16 protein-coding genes are annotated in these 18,463 nt (G+C 63.4%); 4 read left to right on the top strand and 12 right to left on the bottom strand.

Features of this window, described 5'->3' with window-relative positions:
* Positions 1-3: 3 nt before the first annotated feature.
* The 3 genes from cobN to PVV54_RS12065 are packed head-to-tail and all read left to right on the top strand — an operon-like array spanning position 4 to position 5,436.
* A complete protein-coding gene (cobN, locus tag PVV54_RS12055; protein WP_274910153.1) occupies positions 4-3,765 on the top strand; it encodes a cobaltochelatase subunit CobN in 3,762 nt (1,253 codons plus the stop codon).
* Position 3,766: 1 nt separating this feature from the next.
* Positions 3,767-4,768 carry an ATP-binding protein gene (locus PVV54_RS12060; protein ID WP_274910154.1) on the top strand — a complete coding sequence of 334 codons (1,002 nt, stop codon included), beginning with the start codon at positions 3,767-3,769 and terminating at the stop codon, positions 4,766-4,768.
* A gap of 35 nt (positions 4,769-4,803) precedes the next feature.
* Positions 4,804-5,436 carry a vWA domain-containing protein gene (locus PVV54_RS12065; RefSeq protein WP_274910155.1) on the top strand — a complete coding sequence of 211 codons (633 nt, stop codon included), beginning with the start codon at positions 4,804-4,806 and terminating at the stop codon, positions 5,434-5,436.
* A gap of 106 nt (positions 5,437-5,542) precedes the next feature.
* Here the strand turns inward: PVV54_RS12065 and PVV54_RS12070 are convergent, their stop codons facing one another.
* Both PVV54_RS12070 and PVV54_RS12075 read right to left on the bottom strand, forming a co-directional pair.
* Positions 5,543-5,809 (bottom strand): hypothetical protein, encoded by a 267-nt coding sequence (locus PVV54_RS12070; protein ID WP_054886513.1) that lies wholly within the window; start codon positions 5,807-5,809, stop codon positions 5,543-5,545.
* A gap of 88 nt (positions 5,810-5,897) precedes the next feature.
* A complete protein-coding gene (locus tag PVV54_RS12075) occupies positions 5,898-6,158 on the bottom strand; it encodes a hypothetical protein (RefSeq protein WP_274910156.1) in 261 nt (86 codons plus the stop codon).
* Here PVV54_RS12075 and PVV54_RS12080 point away from each other — a divergent pair.
* The gene (locus PVV54_RS12080; RefSeq protein ID WP_274910157.1) at positions 6,153-7,478 is read left to right on the top strand and encodes a sigma-54 dependent transcriptional regulator; all 1,326 of its coding nucleotides are present in this window, start codon (positions 6,153-6,155) and stop codon (positions 7,476-7,478) included. The genes PVV54_RS12075 and PVV54_RS12080 overlap by 6 nt on opposite strands.
* A gap of 33 nt (positions 7,479-7,511) precedes the next feature.
* Here the strand turns inward: PVV54_RS12080 and PVV54_RS12085 are convergent, their stop codons facing one another.
* The 10 genes from PVV54_RS12085 to PVV54_RS12130 all read right to left on the bottom strand — a co-directional run bounded on the left by PVV54_RS12085 (position 7,512) and on the right by PVV54_RS12130 (position 18,381).
* A complete protein-coding gene (locus tag PVV54_RS12085; protein ID WP_274910158.1) occupies positions 7,512-9,713 on the bottom strand; it encodes an LTA synthase family protein in 2,202 nt (733 codons plus the stop codon).
* Between the two features lie 135 nt (positions 9,714-9,848).
* Positions 9,849-11,126, bottom strand: coding sequence for a hypothetical protein (locus PVV54_RS12090; protein ID WP_274910159.1), 1,278 nt, complete (start codon positions 11,124-11,126; stop codon positions 9,849-9,851).
* A gap of 46 nt (positions 11,127-11,172) precedes the next feature.
* Positions 11,173-11,919, bottom strand: coding sequence for a hypothetical protein (locus PVV54_RS12095; protein WP_274910160.1), 747 nt, complete (start codon positions 11,917-11,919; stop codon positions 11,173-11,175).
* 33 nt (positions 11,920-11,952) lie between these two features.
* The gene (locus PVV54_RS12100; RefSeq protein ID WP_274910161.1) at positions 11,953-12,633 is read right to left on the bottom strand and encodes a C39 family peptidase; all 681 of its coding nucleotides are present in this window, start codon (positions 12,631-12,633) and stop codon (positions 11,953-11,955) included.
* A 76-nt stretch (positions 12,634-12,709) separates the two neighbouring features.
* Positions 12,710-14,194, bottom strand: a complete 1,485-nt coding sequence (locus PVV54_RS12105) for a heme utilization protein (RefSeq protein ID WP_274910162.1) — start codon at positions 14,192-14,194, stop codon at positions 12,710-12,712.
* 50 nt (positions 14,195-14,244) lie between these two features.
* On the bottom strand, positions 14,245-14,817 hold the full coding sequence (locus tag PVV54_RS12110) for an adhesin (protein WP_274910163.1): 573 nt from the start codon (positions 14,815-14,817) through the stop codon (positions 14,245-14,247).
* Position 14,818: 1 nt separating this feature from the next.
* Positions 14,819-15,256 (bottom strand): hypothetical protein, encoded by a 438-nt coding sequence (locus tag PVV54_RS12115; RefSeq protein ID WP_274910164.1) that lies wholly within the window; start codon positions 15,254-15,256, stop codon positions 14,819-14,821.
* Between the two features lie 298 nt (positions 15,257-15,554).
* Positions 15,555-16,106, bottom strand: a complete 552-nt coding sequence (locus PVV54_RS12120) for an AAA family ATPase (protein WP_274910165.1) — start codon at positions 16,104-16,106, stop codon at positions 15,555-15,557.
* Positions 16,103-16,669 carry a nicotinamide riboside transporter PnuC gene (gene pnuC / locus PVV54_RS12125; RefSeq protein WP_274910166.1) on the bottom strand — a complete coding sequence of 189 codons (567 nt, stop codon included), beginning with the start codon at positions 16,667-16,669 and terminating at the stop codon, positions 16,103-16,105. Before pnuC ends, PVV54_RS12120 begins: the two co-directional genes overlap by 4 nt.
* A gap of 77 nt (positions 16,670-16,746) precedes the next feature.
* Positions 16,747-18,381 carry a methyl-accepting chemotaxis protein gene (locus PVV54_RS12130; RefSeq protein ID WP_274910167.1) on the bottom strand — a complete coding sequence of 545 codons (1,635 nt, stop codon included), beginning with the start codon at positions 18,379-18,381 and terminating at the stop codon, positions 16,747-16,749.
* Between the last annotated feature and the right edge of the window lie 82 nt (positions 18,382-18,463).

Below are 18,463 nucleotides of genomic sequence, written 5' to 3' on the forward strand. Positions count from 1 at the left end.
CCCATGCACCTGCTGCGGACCCAGCCCGGCGGCTTTGTGCCGGACGACAGCATTGCCGACCTTGGCCAGACACCCGCCGAGCTGGTGATTCTCTGCAGCGGCGATTCGCACCTGGCGTTGCTCGCCGAAACGGCCGAGCAACTGCCGGACGATTACCCCAGCCTGCGCCTGGCCAACCCTATGCAGGTGCAGAACCATGCCTCGGTCGACCTGTATGTCGACCAGGTGCTGCGCCACGCCAAGGTCATTCTGGTGTCGTTGCACGGCGGCGTCGGTTACTGGCGCTATGGCGTTGAGCAACTGGTGGAATTGGCTGCCCGGGGCGTGCAACTGATCCTGGTGCCCGGTGACGACCGCCCCGATCCCGAGCTGACCGGCCTGGGTAACGTACGGGGCGAGGCGGCCGAACGCCTTTGGCATTACTTGCGCCAGGGCGGCAAGGCTAACGCTGTCAGCCTGTTCCATTGCCTGGCCAGCCAGTGGCTTGGCCGTGACTACACCTGGGACGAGCCGCAACCGCTGCCACGCACCACCGTGTATCACCCGGCCAAACCCAGCGCAGTGCTGGAAGATTGGTACGGGCAGTGGCACCCGCAACAGCCGGTGGCGCCGCTGCTGTTTTACCGTTCGCACCTGCAGGCAGCCAACACCGCCTTTATTGACGTGTTCTGCGAGCGTTTGCAGGCGGCCGGGCTGAACCCGCTGCCCATTGCCGTGGCCAGCCTGAAGGAAAGCGCCTGCCTGGAGCAAGTCGAACACTGGCTGGACGAGGTAGGTGCCGAGGTGCTGATCAACACCACCGGCTTTGCCCTGTCGAGCCCGGAGCGCCCCAACTTGCGCCCGTTCCGGCGGGACATTGCGGTGCTGCAGGCCATCTGCGCGCAGGACAACCAGCCCGGCTGGGAAGCCAGCGAGCAGGGCCTGGGCGCGCGGGACCTGGCCATGCACATTGCCCTGCCGGAACTCGACGGCCGCATCATCACCCGGCCGGTGAGCTTCAAGGACATGGCGTGGCGCAGCGAGCGCAGCCAGTCCGATGTGGTCTGCTACCGCGCCCACTCCGAGCGCATGGACTTTGTCGCCGAACTGGCCCGGCGCTGGGTGGAGCTCGCCCGCTTGCCCAACGAGCAAAAACGCGTGGCGCTGGTACTGGCCAACTACCCGACGCGTGATGGCCGCATCGGCAACGGGGTAGGGCTGGACACCCCGGCCGCTGCGCTCAACATCCTCATGGCATTGCGGGACGATGGCTATCCGTTGGGCGACCTGCCCGCCACCGGCACCGCGCTTATCCACCAGCTGCTGGGCGGTGTGACCAACGACCTCGATCACCTCGACCAGCGCCCCTGCGCCCAGAGCCTGAGCCTCGCCGATTACCAGGCGGCCTTTAACCAGTTGCCGGCGGCCAATCGCCAGGCGGTGCTGGAGCGTTGGGGGCCACCCGAGCAAGACCCGATGCACCGCAACGGCCGGCTGATGGTAGCGGGGCTGCGCTATGGCCTGACCTTCGTCGGCATCCAGCCGGCACGCGGCTATCAGGTCGACCCCAGCGCGGTGTACCACGACCCCGACCTGGTACCGCCCCACGGCTACCTGGCCTTCCATTTCTGGCTGCGTCACGCCTTTGCCGCCGATGCGGTGATCCATGTGGGCAAACACGGCAACCTCGAATGGCTGCCCGGCAAAGGGGTGGGCCTGTCGAATGAATGCTGGCCGGACGCCTTGCTGGGCCCGTTGCCGAACATCTACCCGTTCATCGTCAATGATCCGGGCGAGGGAGCCCAGGCCAAGCGTCGCACTCAGGCCGTGATCATCGACCACCTGATGCCGCCGCTGACCCGCGCCGAAACCTACGGCCCCTTGCGCCATCTGGAGCAGTTGGCCGACGAGTTCTACGAGGCGCAGATGCTCGACCCGCGCCGCGCCCGCGAGTTGCAGCGCGACATTCTGGAGTTGGTCAAGGCCAACCACATCGACCGCGAACTGCAACTGGAAGGCCAGCTGGACGACGCGGCCATCTGGCTGCCGCGTCTGGACACCTACCTGTGCGACCTCAAGGAGTCGCAGATTCGCGATGGCCTGCATGTGTTTGGCCAGGCCCCGCAAGGGCGCCTGCGCATCGACACGTTGCTGGCCTTGCTGCGGGTGGACCGTGCGGACGGCAAGGGCGGCAACGCCAGCCTGCTGCGGGCACTGGCCAAGGCATTGACGCCCGGGTTCGACCCGCTTGACTGCGACCTCGGCCAGCCATGGCCTGGCCCGCGCCCAGCCAGGTTGCAGGCAGTGAATGACGCACCGTGGCGCACGTGCGGCGACACCCGTGAGCGTTTGGAACTGCTCGCGCTGCAGGTGATCGAGCAGGCACTGGAAGGCGTCCTGCAGTTGCCCGCCGAGGTTCAATGGCAGCCGGTGCAGGCCGTGGTCGACGCGCTGCTTGAGCATGTGGCGCCGAACCTCGACGCGTGTGGCGCAGCCGAAATGAACGGCCTGTTGGCGGCGTTGGGCGGGCGCTTCGTGCCCGCCGGCCCCAGCGGCGCCCCCAGCCGTGGCCGGCTCGATGTGCTGCCCACAGGCCGCAATTTTTACACGGTCGATGTGCGTAATTTGCCCACCACTACGGCCTGGCGGCTGGGTTTTGCTTCGGCAAACCTGATTCTGGAGCGGCATCTGCAGGACCATGGCGACCACCTGCGCCAGCTTGGCCTGTCGGTGTGGGGCACGGCCACCATGCGTACCGGCGGCGATGACATTGCCCAGGCGATGGCCTTGATGGGCGTGCGGCCTGTCTGGGCAACTGGCAGCCAGCGTGTTGACGATTTCGAGATCTTGCCGTTGAGCCTGCTGGACCGCCCGCGGGTCGACGTGACCCTGCGCGTGTCGGGCTTTTTCCGCGACGCCTTTGGCAACCTGATCCGGCTGTTTGACGCCGCCGTGCAGGCCGTGGCGGCACTGGACGAGCCGGACGATCTCAACCCGCTGGCTGCCCGCGTGCGCAGCGAACGTGCCACATTGCTGGCACAGGGCGTGGCCAGTGACCAGGCGGCGCGCCAGGCAGGCTGGCGGGTGTTCGGCGCCAAACCGGGCGCCTATGGCGCCGGCGTGCAGAACGCCATCGATGGCCGCCTGTGGCACAACCGCGACGACCTGGCCGAGGTGTACCTGAACCACGGCGGCTACGCCTACGGTGCCAGCGATGAAGGCACCCCGGCACGTGCCCAGTTTGCCCGGCGCCTGAGCCAGGTGCAGGCCGTGCTGCAGAACCAGGACAATCACGAGCACGACCTGCTTGACTCCAACGATTACTACCAGTTTCAGGGCGGCATGCTGGCGGCGTCGGAAACCTTGGCCGGCACAGCGGTGGCCAGTTACCACGGCGACCACAGCCAGGCCGACCGGCCACGTATCCGCACCCTGAAGGAAGAGCTTAACCGCGTGATCCGGGCCCGAGCGCTGAACCCCAAATGGATCGACGGGGCGAAACGCCATGGCTACAAAGGTGCGTTCGAACTGGCGGCGACCGTCGACAACCTGTTCGCCTTCGACGCCACCACGCACCTGATCGACGACCATCATTACCAGTCGCTGGCCGACGCTTACGTGCTCGACCCGGCGACCCGCGATTTCATGCGCGAGCACAACCCCGAGGCCCTGCGCGACCTCACCGAGCGCTTGCTGGAGGCCCAGCAGCGCGGGCTGTGGGAAGCGCCTGGCGATTATCGCCAGGCCCTGGAGGAGCAACTGCTCGACGGCGAGGAACAGGCTTGAGATGAGTGAACCCGTGCAATTTCCACTGGCGGCCGTGGTGGGCGCCGACGAGCTCAAGCTCGCCCTGTGCCTGACGGCCATCGACCCGAAAATTGGCGGCGTGCTGATCGAAGGCCCCCGTGGCATGGCCAAAAGTACCTTGGCGCGGGGCTTGGCCGACCTGCTGGGCGAAGGGCCTTTCGTGACGCTGCCGCTTGGCGCCAGTGAAGAGCGCCTGATAGGCACGCTCGACCTTGACGCCGCGCTCGGGCAAGGCAAGGCACAGTTTTCGCCCGGCGTGTTGGCCCAGGCCGATGGCGGCGTACTGTATGTCGACGAGGTCAATCTGTTGCCCGACGCGCTGGTTGACCTGCTGCTGGACGTGGCTGCCAGCGGCACCAACCGCATCGAGCGTGACGGGATTTCACACCGCCACAGCGCCCGTTTCGTGCTGATCGGTACCATGAACCCCGAAGAAGGCGAACTGCGCCCGCAACTGCTCGACCGTTTTGGCCTGAACGTTGTACTTGAAGGTTTGCCAGCACCCGAAGCGCGCCAGCAGATCATTCGCCGGCGGCTGGCGTTCGACACCGACCCGCAGGCCTTTTGCGAACAGTGGGCTGCGGCCCAGGCTGAGCTGCGTGAACGCTGCCAGGCTGGCCGGCAAAGGCTGGCCGGTATCGCGCTGGACGACCAGGCTCTGGCCTGGATCACCGAGCGCTGCTTTGCCGCGGGCGTCGATGGGCTGCGTGCCGACCTGGTCTGGCTGCGCGCAGCCAGGGCACATTGCGCCTGGCGCGGCGGGCAGGCGATTGAGCAGGGCGATGTCGAGGCGGTGGCTGAGTTTGCCTTGCGCCACCGGCGTCGCGTACCGCCAGCTGCCGACACACCGCAGGCACCGCCGCCCGCTACAGCCGGTGGCGCACAGGATCAGGGCGGGCAGGGGAACTGGGGCGAAATGCCAGCGCAACCCACAGGCAGCGGCGCCCGGCGCGAGGTGCCGAACTGGGCAAAAAAGCCCTGAGCATCCCCCCGCAAGGCCAGCGCGGGGAGGGTGCCATGCCCCGTGCTGGCAAGCTGACCGGAAACCGCTCTGGGCGCACGCGCAAGGCCGCTTCGGGTAAGGTCGCCTGGCTGCCGACCTTACTCAAAGGGCGGCCGAAAGGGCGTGAGGACCTGCGTTGGCAGCAGCGGCAGGGGCAGCCCCCAGCATTGTGGCTGGTGATCGTGGATGCGTCGGCATCAACCCGGCGCCATCAGGCGTTGGCTGAAACCAAAGGCCTGCTCGGCGAACTGTTTGACTTGGCGTACCGCCAGCGGGCAAGGCTTGCCTTGATGACCGCCAGCGGTGCGGCGCCACGCTGGCAACGGCATGGTTTGAAGGCCTCGGCGGCGCTTCAGCCCTGGCTGCACGCCTTGGGGGCTGGCGGCGGTACACCCTTGCTGGCGGGCATCGAGCAGGCCCGGTGCTGGCTGCAGGCGCGTCAGAAAGCGCACCCTCAAGAGCCACAACGGTGCCTGGTGTTTACCGATGGCCGCTTGCAGCGCTGGAATGCGGTTGCACCCCTGCCGTGCGCCACGCTGTTGGTCGACATGGAATTGGCGCCGGTTCGAATCGGCCGGGCGCGGCAATTGGCTGAACAATTAGGCGCCGAGTATCAGCACCTGCAACAGTTCAAGCTAAAACAATAAGCGCAGGGTGCGCGACAGTATGTCGCATTAAGAAAGTTGCCTGGCATGGCACTTTGAAGTTGCAGCAGTGCGTGCAGGGCACGCACTTGCAGCGTGAATACAGGCGTTACTTCGGCATGCTCCACGGTTGCAGGTCATAGCCTTTCTGCGACAATTCGGCGCGCACTTCTTCAATCAGGCTGGCCCATTGCGCCGGGTCGGAATAGATGCGCGAAGACACTTGCTTGCTGCCAATGCGGGTGCTGGTGCGGTCGATTACGGCCAGGCTCAGTTCACCCGTACCGTTAGGGGCATCCCAAGCCACACACTGGAAAGGTTCGAACGCGTGGTCGGCAATCAGCAGAGCTTCGTTGACACGCAGCGGGGCATTCATGGTTCGGTCTCTCTATGGTCCCAAACAGCAAAATAAAGTCCGCGTTACTGCAACGTCGCGTCAGGTTAGTGCGAACTGCAGTGCGGGGTTAATCGTACTGATGCTCCGAGTAATGGGTGGAGTCACACAGCGGTTGTAAATATTTTTTGCTGGGCAAACGTTTTCGTGATGCCGCGGCGCGTGTGACGCCGTTTTTTTTGAAAAATTCCCGAGTGTTATTAATACGAAACACATCGGCAGACAGACGGTCGTGGGCAGCGTCAAGTTCGTTGCTACTGTTAAGTGGGCGCCGCAACTTACTGTTTTCACGTAAAAAACCACAAATTGGCGCCAAGGAACGGTCATGCACGATACCGCCTCCCTACGCCGCTTGCTCATCGTCGACCCTTGCGACGATTGCCACCGTCTACTGCCAGGCCTGGAAAGCGCCGGCTGGGATGTTCACAGCTGTAGCCTGGACCTGGCGCTGGAGCACCGTTGCGATATCGGGCTATTGCGCCTGCACGAGTCGCACTTGCGCCACCCCGACGCGGTCAAGGACATGATCAAACGCAGCAATACCGAGTGGATTGCCGTGCTTGACCCCGAACAGCTGCGCACGCCCAATGTGGGGGATTTTGTGTGCGAGTGGTTTTTCGACTTTCACACCTTGCCGTTCGACGTTTCCCGCGTGCTGGTGACGCTGGGGCGTGCCTTCGGCATGGCGCGGTTGCGCGGTAAAGGCGTTGCGCCGGTCAATGGCCAGGAACACGAACTGTTGGGTGACAGCCGGCCGATCCTTGAGCTGCGCAAGTTGCTGGGCAAGTTGGCGCCTACCGAGTCGCCGGTGTTGATTCGCGGGGAGAGCGGTACCGGCAAGGAACTGGTTGCCCGTACGTTGCACCGCCAATCCCAGCGCCGTGAGATGCCGTTCATTGCCATCAATTGCGGGGCGATACCTGAACACCTGATCCAGTCGGAACTGTTCGGGCATGAAAAGGGCGCATTTACCGGTGCGCATCAGCGCAAGGTCGGGCGTATCGAAGCGGCGCATGGTGGCACCTTGTTTCTTGACGAAATCGGCGACCTGCCGCTGGAGCTACAAGCCAACTTGCTGCGTTTTTTGCAGGAAAAGCACATTGAGCGGGTGGGCAGCAGCCAGCCGATAGCGGTGGATGTCAGGGTTTTGGCAGCCACCCACGTGGACCTCGAAAAGGCCATCGAGCACGGCCGCTTCCGTGAAGACCTTTACTACCGGCTGAACGTGCTGCAAGTGGTGACCGCGCCATTGCGTGATCGCCATGGTGACTTGTCGATGCTGGCCAACCACTTTTCCCACTTTTATAGCCTGGAAACCGGCCGCCGGCCGCGTACGTTCAGCGACCATGCGCTGGCTGCCATGGGCCGGCATAATTGGCCCGGCAACGTGCGCGAACTGGCCAACCGGGTACGGCGCGGGCTGGTGCTGGCGGAGGGGCGCCAGATCGAGGCTCAGGACCTTGGGCTGCATGTGCTGGAGCAGGAAGAGCAGCCGCTGGGCACCCTGGAAGACTACAAGCACCGGGCCGAGCGCCAAGCGCTGTGTGATGTGCTGGACCGGCACAGCAACAACATGAGCATTGCGGCCAAGGTGCTGGGGGTGTCACGGCCCACGTTCTATCGGTTGTTACACAAGCACCAGATTCGGTAAGGGCCTTATCGCGAAGCAAGGCCCTTGAACGCATCAACTTGATTGTGCGATATGCCCGTCAGCCATTTCCTCGGTCGGCTCTTCTTCGCCCGGCAACGCTGTGATCACGCTGAAGTCACTGACTTCCACTTCACCCCCGCCATACCCCAGCAAATGGAAGGAAAACGCCTTGCGCACGGTCGGGTTGTCGAAACCGAACTCCATCTCCAGCGGCTTATCCGCCGTTACCCGCACTTCCTCGGGTAACCCCAGCGGCACATCCTGTTCCATTTCCTTGGCCTTGAGCTGAATGTAGGCCGCTTGCCGCGGGTCCAGCGCACGTACCTTGACGCGCACGCGGGTGTGCGAGCCTTGCGGCATTTCCAGGTACTGGGCGCCGATCAGGTTGTCTGCCCAGTCATCGCGAATGCGCGCCTGCAGCTGGATGGCCGACGGCCCGCCAAACTGGTAGCGCAGGTTGAGCGGGGTTTGCAGCAATGACTGATCGAGCACCCCGGCGAGCGCTGCGACTTGCGGGCCGAGGGTTGAGTCCCCCGTGCCAAGGTACTTGGCCTGGTCGGCGATGAACCCCTTGCTCTCGTACCGCCGGCAACGTTGCTGGAAGTCACATTCCGCCAGCACGCCCTGGCCGTTGTGGTAGCGCAGCATGCCATTGGTGAACGACACCATCTCGCGCCCGCTGTCGTACTCGCGGTACAGCGAGCGCCCGGCGAGTGCCACCGGGATGGGCAGGGCGAAGTAGTCGAGCAGGGAGGTGGCCAGGTCAACGTGGCCGTAGGTGCCTTGCTTGATGCGGGGCAGTTGCGCTTGCTCAGGTGCCAGCGTGAGGTTGAAGCCCCACGAGGATGCCAGCCGTACCCCGTCGATGCCATGGGATTCGTCAGAGGTCACGACTACCAGCGTGTCCTGAAGCACACCTTGGCGCTCAAGGTTGTCGAGGAATGCGCCGACGGCGTCGTCCAGATAGGCCACGGCAGCCTGTTTGGCGGTGTCGTAGCGTTCAAGGTACTCGGCAGGCGCGGAATAAGGCTGGTGGGTGCCGACGGTGAGCAGGGTGAGCATCCAGGGCTGGCCTTGCTGGCGCAGTTGGCCCACGTAGTCCAGCGCGCCCTCGAAGAACGCCCGGTCATCCTTGCCCCAGGGGAACTCCAGGTAGTTTTCGTTGCTGAACCATTCCAGGCCATGCACCGCATCAAAGCCGATGTGCGGCATGATGCGGTCCTTGGCCATGAAGCGCAGGCCGGCGCCTTGCAGGTAATGCGTGGTGAAGCCGGCCTGGCGCAACTGGGCGGGCAGGCAGGCCTGGTTGCGCTGCTGCTGGGTCAGCAGCTCCATGCCTTTTGGGGTGCCGTTGGCCAGCTTGTCATAGTCGCCGCAGAGCATGGCATACAGGCCGCGGATGGTCTGATGGGTGTGCAGCACGTAATCTGGCGTGTTCATGCCGCGTTCGGCCCAGCGGCTAAGGTTGGGCATGAGCGATTCGTCAAAACGGCTGTGCAGGGCCTGACGGTTAGGGCTCAGATAGGCGCCAGGGATGCCTTCGAGCGTGATCACCAGCAGGTTGCGGGCACTGCCGGGGGCGCCCAGCAGTTTCTGGCCATGCAAGTCAGATTGGGTCAGGCCGGCACTGGGCAGCGGGGAGACGGGCCGGGTTTGGCCGGCCCAGTCCATTGCCGTGTGCTGCAGGGTGTTCAGGCCAGCGGACAGCAGCTGGTGTTGCAGGTTGTACTGCCGCCATTGTTCCGCTTCGGAGGGCAGCCATTGCTGGGCGCCCCAGTGCAGGGCGAACAGCGCGGCGGGTAACGCCAGCACCTTGCGCGGCAGGGGGGCGGGCTTGTTGGCTCGGCCATGCCACACGCTCAACAGCCAGGCAACCAGGCCACAGGCCATCAACCCGGGCAGCCACGGGTGAGCCAGACCACCGCCGGTGGAATTTTCCATGAACTGTGGGTCGAACAGGTAACCGAGGTCGGCACTGGTCGGCAGCCGGCCAACCGCGCTCACCAGCTCGGCGGATGCCAGCCACAACGCAGCGCCGGCCAGCAACACGGGCAGGGCCAGCCACCAGCGCGCGCGGTGCAAGAGCACCAGCAACAGGCTGCCGAGTGCGAGGTCGGACAGGTAGCCGAACGGGTTGGACCACCCCAGCAGCGCACGCGCAACCAGCGGTATCAGCAAGACCAGTGTTGCCAAGGCAACGAGCCGGGCGTGTGGGTGGCCGAACAGGTTCTTCACGAAAACTTTCCTTGAATGCCATCAGAACGTCACGAAACTGTGCGCAATGATAACAGCCCAAGGTCGGTAAAACGGTTGCCTACAAGCCTGGTAACCATTTGCCGGGCCTTGTTGCAGACCCGGCACGGGGGACTATCAGAAGTAGTAGGGGAACTTGAGGCTGAAGGAGAAATCGGGCGCGTCGTCTGTGAGGCCGATCGACAGGTTGGGCACGATGGTCAGGTTGTTGCTGGCTGCGAAGGTCATGCCGATGTTGAAGTTGGCGGCGTTGTAGTCACTGTTGGAAATCGACTGCCAGTCACCGCCGTCGGGCTTGATCTTGCTCTTGCTGGCGAACTGGTCGGTGACCGAGAACGACATACTCATTTTTTCGTTCAGGGCAAAGGCGATACCGCCGCCGATTTGCCAGGAATCACCCAGTTTCACGTCACCCGGCACCTTGGTGTTGACGGTGGGGCTGATATCGCTGAACGAGTCTTCCATGTTGTAGGTGTACGACAGGCTGCCGAACAATACCGCCGGGTCGAAGGTCTTGACCAGCGAGATGCCGGGGGTAATGGCCCAGACGCCGTTGCCGCTGGGCAGGTCTTCGGGCACTGCCAGGTTGTCGTTGGTGGAGTTCTGGATCAGTTTGATGCCGTAAGGGTCCTTGCCGGTCGGGGCCTTCACGCGCAAGGTGGCGACGGCATCGGGCCAGGTTTCGTCCTCGTCGAGGAACTTGTAGGCCACCCCGAAGTTGACGTCGCCAATGATGGGGTCACGGGTGACCGTGGCGTCCGACGTGGTGTTGGCAGCGCCGCCCGCACCGCCCGAGGAATAGGTGGATTCGCGGTAAACGATCGGTACGTTGACGTCGAACTGCCAACGCTGGTCGAGGTTGTAGCGGGCGGTGAGGTCCAGGGTCCAGTTGTCGGCCTTGATGCGGTCGATGTTGATGTTGCCGAGGAAGATCGAATCCAGCGCCAGAAAACCGTTGAGCACCAGGGCGCGGGTGTCGTAGTGGGTGTAGGTCAGGCCGGTTTCGACACTGAACTTGCCGCCACCGAAGAAGCCGCTGGCCTCTTCATACAGGTTGGACACGCTCTGGGCCGGCTGGGAATCGTCCTGCAGCGACTGGCCGTAGGAACTGCCGGTGGTGCCGGGGGCGCCGGACGCCACGGTTTGTGCGCCTTTGACACCTTCGGCGGGGGATTTGGTCAGGCGCCGTGGGGCAGGGGCGGGCGGGGCTTCCTCGACTTGGCGCAGGCGCTGTTCCAGCACCATCAGCGCGTTCTGCTGCTGCTCGTAACGTTGTTTAAGCTGAATGAGTTCTTGTTTAAGCGCTTCGACTTGGGGGTCAGCGGCGTGGACCAGGGTGGCCGGAGCCAGGGTACTCAGACAAACGATAACGCGTAACCGAGAAAAACCGTGCATGGGTTAGCCGTCCCTTCTGACTACATACGATGAGACTGAGCGTAGATCAGTATCCGAGGTTGCGAAGGCCTTTGAGCTGATCCAGGTTGGTGCTCATTCCACCCGCTGTCGGGGCATTGTCCCGCAGCACGACATTGAGCGAGGTCAGGTTGCTGACCCGGTTGCTGGCGCCAAGCAGGGTGGTGTTCTGCATCAGGCCACCCTGGCCAAGGCGCTGCATGGCGCTGCCCTGATTGTTGTTGGCGATGATGTTCAGCGAAACCCCGTTGCCGGTGGAGGACACGCTCAGCGAGCCTGCGTCATTGTTGCCCGTCAGCGTGGAGCCCGCCGCCAACGCCTGGCCCTGTTGCTGTATGGCCGGGGCCTCATTGGCCTTGGTGACGTTGATGTCGACGTTGTTGTGGGCCGTGTTGTAATCACCCGCCGCGCGTACCACCTGCGTAACGCCTTCGGTGGTGCTCAGGCCGGCGCCGCCGCTGACGGTGCCGGTGCCCGCGCTTTGGGTCTGGCTGGTGCCGCTGCCTTTTTCGTCGATCATCGACACATAGAACTGCGGTTTGATGGTGGTTTGCTGCACCTGCAGCGAGGTGCGGGCGCCAATCACGTCGCCGTTGGCGTTCTGCCAGGTGCTGGACATCACGATGCCGAAGCTCACAATGCGCCCGGGCATTACGTAGCGCCCGCGCAATTGCGCCAGTTCATGGTCTTTGAGCTCGATCGGTTTCAGTGGCTCTGCCGTGGCCGGCAGGCTGGCGGCCAGGCAAATGGCGGCCAGCCAGGTGGTAGTCTTCATGGGGATGCTCCCGGAGGGTGGTGCCCATTGGTGTCAGAAGAAGTCGCTCTGAATGAAGCCGAAGTCCATCAGTTCGGCGTCCTGCACCGGTGTGAAACTGTTCACCCGGTTCTTGGCCGAGAGCGGCAGCGGCGGTTCGAGCAGCACGTTGTTCTTGTCGTAACCCTGGCCGATGACGGCGAAGATGATGCCGTTCCAGCCCTTGAGGAAATCTTCGACCTTGTAGCGCTTGTGGCCGAGTACCGGGTCGCCGACGTACACCCAGCCTTTGTCGACCCGCTGCATGACCACAAAGTGCTTGTAGCCGCGCACGTCCATCAGCACCACCACCGGAATGCGCACGCTGTTGAGCGCATCGGGGGCCACCCGGTAGCCACGGGCGCGCATGCCCAGGCTTTCGACGTAGCGCTTCATGTCGAGCATCGAGAAGCCCTGCGTACGCACCAGGTCCTGGTCGGCGTGCTCCAGCATGCCTTCGATGATCTGGTGCTCGTCCACGTCAAGCCAGTAGGCCTGGCGCAGGATGGTTGCCAGCGCCGCGGCGCCGCAACTGAAGTCGGTTTTTTGCTGCACCAGGTCAGCGAACTTGCGTTCGCGGATGCTCTGGATGGGTTTGTAGATCACGGCGCCCCCCGGCAGAACGGAAAGCGGCATCTGGGCGGCTTCGCTGACACTGGCCACACACAGCAGGAATGCCAAGGCGATAATGCGCATGTTCGACGCCCCCTGTTTCTTCTTATGGTTGGCCGGCTTGCAGAAAGAGGCCCCCGAAGGGGCCTCCCGCCTGCCGTTACATCGAGGTGTTGGAGATGGCCAGCGAGTTGCTTTGCTGGTTGCCCACACCGGCTGCCACGTTCACGCCCAGGTTGCCGCTGCCGCCATTGACCGAACCACTGAGGGTTGCGGTGTTGGTTACAGGGTTGGCCCAGCCGGTCGGGGTCAGCACTTGCCACGAGACAGTGTTGCTCATGCTGTACTCGCTAGCCTCGCTGTAGCTCTTCGAGATGCTGTCCGACGATTGCGAAGCTTTTTCGCCGGATTTCTCGAAGGCCGAGGCGTTGGCTTTTTCCCATGCCGACTCGTGTGCCTTCTCGTAGGAAGAATCGCGAGACTTGTCATAAGACGAGTCGCGAGTGCTGCTACGCGAAGAGTCATACGCCTTGTCGAAGTTCGAGCTGTAGGACTTGTCGAACGACGAGTTGCTGGCAGACTCGTGCGACGTATCGATCGATGCGTCTACCGAGGCATTCAGGTCGGCGTCGAACTCCGAGCTGCGCGAACGGGTGAAGTTGCCGAAGGTTTGCGACGAAGAAGCGCTGCCCGAAGCACTGGCGTCGAGCGATGCGTTCAGCGAAGCACTGGAGGACGAGCTGTGATCACGGCTGGACGAACCGCTGGCATCCCAGTTGTTCGAACCGCTGGCAGTCATGCTGTTGGTGGAGCTGGAGCTGCTGCTGTTCGAGCCGCTGGCGGTCATGCTGCTAGACCCGCTGGAGCTGCTGCTCTTCGACCCGCTGGCGCTGCTTTCGCTGGAACCCGCCACGCTGAAGCTCGAGCTGGAGCTCTTGTCGACGCTGGCGTCAAACGAGCCAGACTTCGACGCCGAACCGCTCTTGCTTACAGTCAGCGACAAAGTGTCGATGGTGTAGGTACGGTCAGCATAGTTGTTGACCACCAGGCCAGGGCCATTCTGGTCGGCAGAGGCGGTCGCCTTGGAGGTACCCATCGGCGCACTGTTGTTGGCAATGGCCATGGTGTTTTTCTGCTGGTTCAGGTCGCCACCGGCAATGTTGATACCGACGTTGCCGCTGCTGCCATCAGCCGAGCCACTCATCACAGCCGAGCTTTGAGTGGAGAAGTTGGTGACCTTGTTGTTGTTGCTGTACTGCTTGACGCTGGCGGTCGCTTCGGACGAACCGAAGACGAAGCTGTTGTCCAGGGCAGAGTTGTCGGACGCGGTGTTGGCAATGGCCGCTGCGTTGTCCTGTTGGTTGCCGTTACCGGCCGCGACGTTGACACCGACGTTGCCGCTGGCGCCGGTGGCGGAGCTGCTCATTTCAGCTTCGTTGACGGTGCCTTCGTTGTAGATGCGGTTACCGGTGCTTCTTTGCGAGTCGGTAGCCTTCGCGGTGGCGCTGGTGTAGATCTGTTTTGGAGGAGGGTTGTGGTGGCCATTATGGCCTCCACGCCGATCGTTCTGATCCGCTTGTGCAGCAACAGCCATGACCGCAGCAATTGCGAAAACCAGAGGCTTGAGTGCCATCGAGGGTTTCATGGTGTTTCTCCGTCTTTTTTAGGTTAAGTGTTGTTCTTACCTGTTGCGGGTCAGTTCGCGACCCTTACGCTCAGGGTGTTAGCCGTCTGGTTCCCCACCCCGGCGCTCTGATTCAACTGGATCACCCCACGGCTACCGGTGAATGCCTGGTCACCCGTGGTGACCTGGCGATGGCCGGGTATGGAGCCAGTTGGATCGGAGCTGTTGATCAGCGCCACGTTCTGCTGCATGAGGACGCTGTCATCAATACTTTGTGGTTCTGTGCTCAGGCCGATGCGCAGGGCATTGGCTTGCTGGTTGCTGGTGCCGGCACTCTGGTTCACGCCCAGTGCGCCGCTGCCATGGCTGAAGGAACTGCCCTGGATGTTGGCCTGGGCATCGATGGCCGGGTCCACCACGCTGAACCGGCGCTGGCGGATATCGGTGGTGGCCTGGGCACCGGGGCCGGTGGCGAAGGCGCGGGCGTTGGCTTGTTGCTGCAGGTCGCCGGCTGCCTGGTTGAGGGAGAAGTTGCCCTGGTAGAGGGCGCCGGAATTGTCGATGGTGGCGTTGTCGATCACCGGGCCTTGGGCCAGGGCGGTGGTACTGCACAACGCGGCGAGGATGAGCAGGGTGTGCCTCATCTCACTTGCCTCCGGTCAGGATCTGCAGCGGCGCCAGGCCACGCTGCACGCTGGAGTTGACCATGTTGCTGATGCCGTTGCCGCCGCCTGCGGCGCGGCCGCTGGCCATATTGGGCAATTGCGTCTGGTTGCCAATGTTGCCGCCCAGGTTGTTGGTCTGCTGGGTGACCATGTTGCTGATGCCGGCCCCGCTGGTAATGCCCGCGAAGTCGCCGTCGCTCAGCTCGTTGGTTTGCTTGAGGATGTGGGCGGAGGGGTTGGCATTGGCGGTGGTCGGGTAGGGGTCAGGTGCGAGGGGGGCGCGGTAGGCGATGCGCGGTTGCACGTCGCGGGTGATGACGATGATCCCGTTGTCGGCCTGGGCCGACAGACTCAAGGTGGACCCCAGGGCGCAACTGAGCAGTAGCAGGCGATGGATGCCTTTGTCGAATTTCCCCACGATGGCAATTCCTTCTTCAGATCGCTGGGCCTGTCGGGCGTTGCGAGTGAGAGAGCAGAAGCCGTGCCGGTTTTGGGTTTTCCAAGCCATTCAATGACTTGCGAAAACTGATCGTGGTTGTCGGTTTTTTGTTGTAATACGCCTGAGACAGTTTTTGCGCCAAACGCCTGCAAGCCCGTTTGCAGGCCTGCCAAAAGGCCATTTTGCCACTGTGTTTCACCGATTTGACACTTCCCCCGAATGGGGGGCAACAGCGCGCATTTACGGGGAATTGCGCCCACACGGGTGTTTCAATGGGTTAACACTCGGTTGCGCAGTCGGGCTGTTTTCCGTCCAGAAGGCGCTGAACAGCGCTCAGCGCTGCAGCACTGCGCGCTGGCCAGTCACCGTCAATAATCTGCAGCGGCTGGCGGTGTTTTTGCAACCAGTTCAGGCTGTCGTCAAAGAACGCCTGGCGGTCGCGCAGGTCGGGCTGGCTGCGCTGGCCATCGGCAACCCACCCAACGCCTTGCGGGCTGAGCAGCAGGTGCAGGTCGTAATGGCGTGCCAGCAGCGCCTGCTCCAGCCAGGCAGGGCAGCCCTGGAACAGGGCGTGGCTCCAGAGCATGTTGCTGAGCAGGTGGGTGTCAAGAATCAGCAACTCGGGCGCCTGCTGGCGCGCCTGGTCTTCCCAGGCCAGTTGCCCGCGGGCGATGGGGCCGATGTCGGCGTAGCAGGTGTCGCGGCACTCCTGGTCAATGAAATGGCGCACGTACTCGGCTACCACCACACCACCGAAGTGCTGCTGGATTTCCCCGCTGAGCCAGCTCTTGCCACTGGACTCCGGGCCGCACAGCACCAGCACCTTCATGGCTGCACCAGCGCCGGATCACGGCGCCATTCCAGCCAGCCGCGCACGGCAATTACGGTGAGCACGGCGAAGAAGCCGGCAGTGAAGTACAGCTGCTGGTGCAGGTACTGGCCTACGTAGACCACGTCCACCACTACCCACAACGGCCAGCACTGCAGGCGCTTTTGCGCCATCCACAGTTGAGCCACAAGGCTGAAGCCGGTCAGCGTGGCGTCCAGCCAGGGCAGTGCTGCGTCAGTCCACTGGGCCATGGCGGCGCCCAAGGCCAAGCTGACCAGCACACCGCCGGCCAGGCCGGTGAGCAAAGCCTGGTGGGATAAGCGGGACACCACACGCGCATCGGCGCTGCGGCCTGGGCGCTTCCACTGCCACCAGCCATATACCTGCAGCACCGCATAGGCCAGTTGCAGCAGCATGCCCGAATACAGCTTCACCTCGTAGAACAGCCAGCCGTAGATGAGCACCATCACCAGGCCAATTGGCCAGCACCAGGCGTTTTGCTTGACGGTAAGCCAGACGGCAGTGACGCCGAGTACGGCGGCGAAGAGTTCGAGGCCGGACATCGGCGATCCTTGGAATACGGGAGGGCCGCGATTGTAGCCTGCCCGTGCAGGCAGGAGTAGCCGTCAGCGCATGTCGATCAAACCCTGAACTGACGCAGCACGTGCTCCAATTGCTCGCTCAGGCGCCCCAGCTCCACACCGGCGTCACTCGACTGGCGTGCCGCATCGGCGGTTTGTTGCGACAGCCCGGCGGTGTCCAGCACATTGCGGTTTATTTCCTCGACCACATGGGCCTGCTGCAGGGTTGCGCTGGCAATCGAGGCATTGAGCGCGGTGAGGCTGTGCAGGGCCTGGCTGATGGCGTCCAGGCTCGAGCCGGCCACACGTGCCTGCTCGACGGTTTGGCGCGACGCTTCGCTGCTGGTATCGATGGCCTTTACCGCAGCGTCCGACTGGCCCTGCAGGTGCTCGATCATGGTGTGGATTTCGGCGGTCGACTGGGCGGTGCGCTGGGCCAGCAGGCGCACTTCGTCGGCGACTACGGCAAAGCCCCGGCCTTGTTCGCCAGCGCGGGCGGCTTCGATGGCCGCGTTCAGGGCGAGCAGGTTGGTCTGTTCGGCGATAGAGCGGATCACGTCCAGTACGCCGCCGATTTTGGTGCTGTGCCCTGCCAGTTCGCGGATGACCTGCACGGCCTGGTCGATGGTCATCGATAATCGATCAATCTGCTGCAGGCTGCCGTGAATGGCCTGCTGGCCGTGCTCTACCTGCTGCTGGGCCGCGCGCATTTCCCCTGCGGCCTGCTCGGCAGTTTTGGCCACGTCCTGCACGGCATAGGTGACTTCGTTGACGGCAGTGGCCACCTGGTCCATTTGCAGCGACTGTTGCGCACTGTGCTGCTGGGCAGCGCAAGCATTGTCGCCCACTTGGCCGGCGGACTGCGCCAGCGCATGGGCCGCGCCCTGCAGTTGGCCGACCACGCCCTGCAACTTGCCGTTGAACCGGTTGAAATGTTCGCCCAGGTGGGTGATTTCATCGCGGCCATGGGTGTCCAGCCGGCGGCTCAGGTCGCTTTCGCCGCTGGCAATGTTACCCATGGCCTGCACGGCTTCCTGCAAGGGCTTGGCAATGCTGCGGGTAATCAGCAGCACCACCAGGGCCAGCAACAAGGCGATGCCCAGGCCGACCAGCCCCGCGTCACGCAGCTGGCGGGCAAATTCAGCCTGTACGTCATCCACGTAAACCCCGGAACCGATGATCCAGCCCCACGGTTTGAACAATTGAATGTAGGACGTCTTGGCCACCGGCTCGGTGGCGCCGGGCTTGGGCCAGCGGTAGTCGACCGGGCCGGCACCCTGGCTGCGGGCGAGGGCCACCATTTCGTTGAACACGGCAAAACCGTCCGGATCGCGGATGGCCGACAGGTCCTGGCCATCGAGCTTGGGGTTGGCCGGGTGCATGATCATCTTCGGGCCAAGGTCGTTGATCCAGAAGTAATCGTTCTGGTCGTACCGCAACGCCCGCACCACTTGCAGTGCCTGTTGCTGGGCAGCTTCGCGGCTGAGTGTGCCAGCAGCCTCCAGGCCCTGGTAATAGGCCAGCACACCCGCGGCCGTTTGTACCACATGGCGCGTTTTCTCGGCTTTGGCCTGGTAAAGGTCGCCATGAATCTGGCGCAGCATCAACAGCCCCAGCACCACCAGCATGCCCACCGCAACCACCAGAATCAGCCACAGACGGCGGCTGATCGACATCGACCTCAAGGTTTTCATCCAGGGCACTCCGCATTGTTCTTTTTATTCATGCGCATCCAAGCACGCTTTGCCGCAGCCCCCCACCCGACCAATGGCTAAG

This window comes from Pseudomonas sp. PSKL.D1, from assembly GCF_028898945.1.
Lineage (GTDB): Bacteria > Pseudomonadota > Gammaproteobacteria > Pseudomonadales > Pseudomonadaceae > Aquipseudomonas.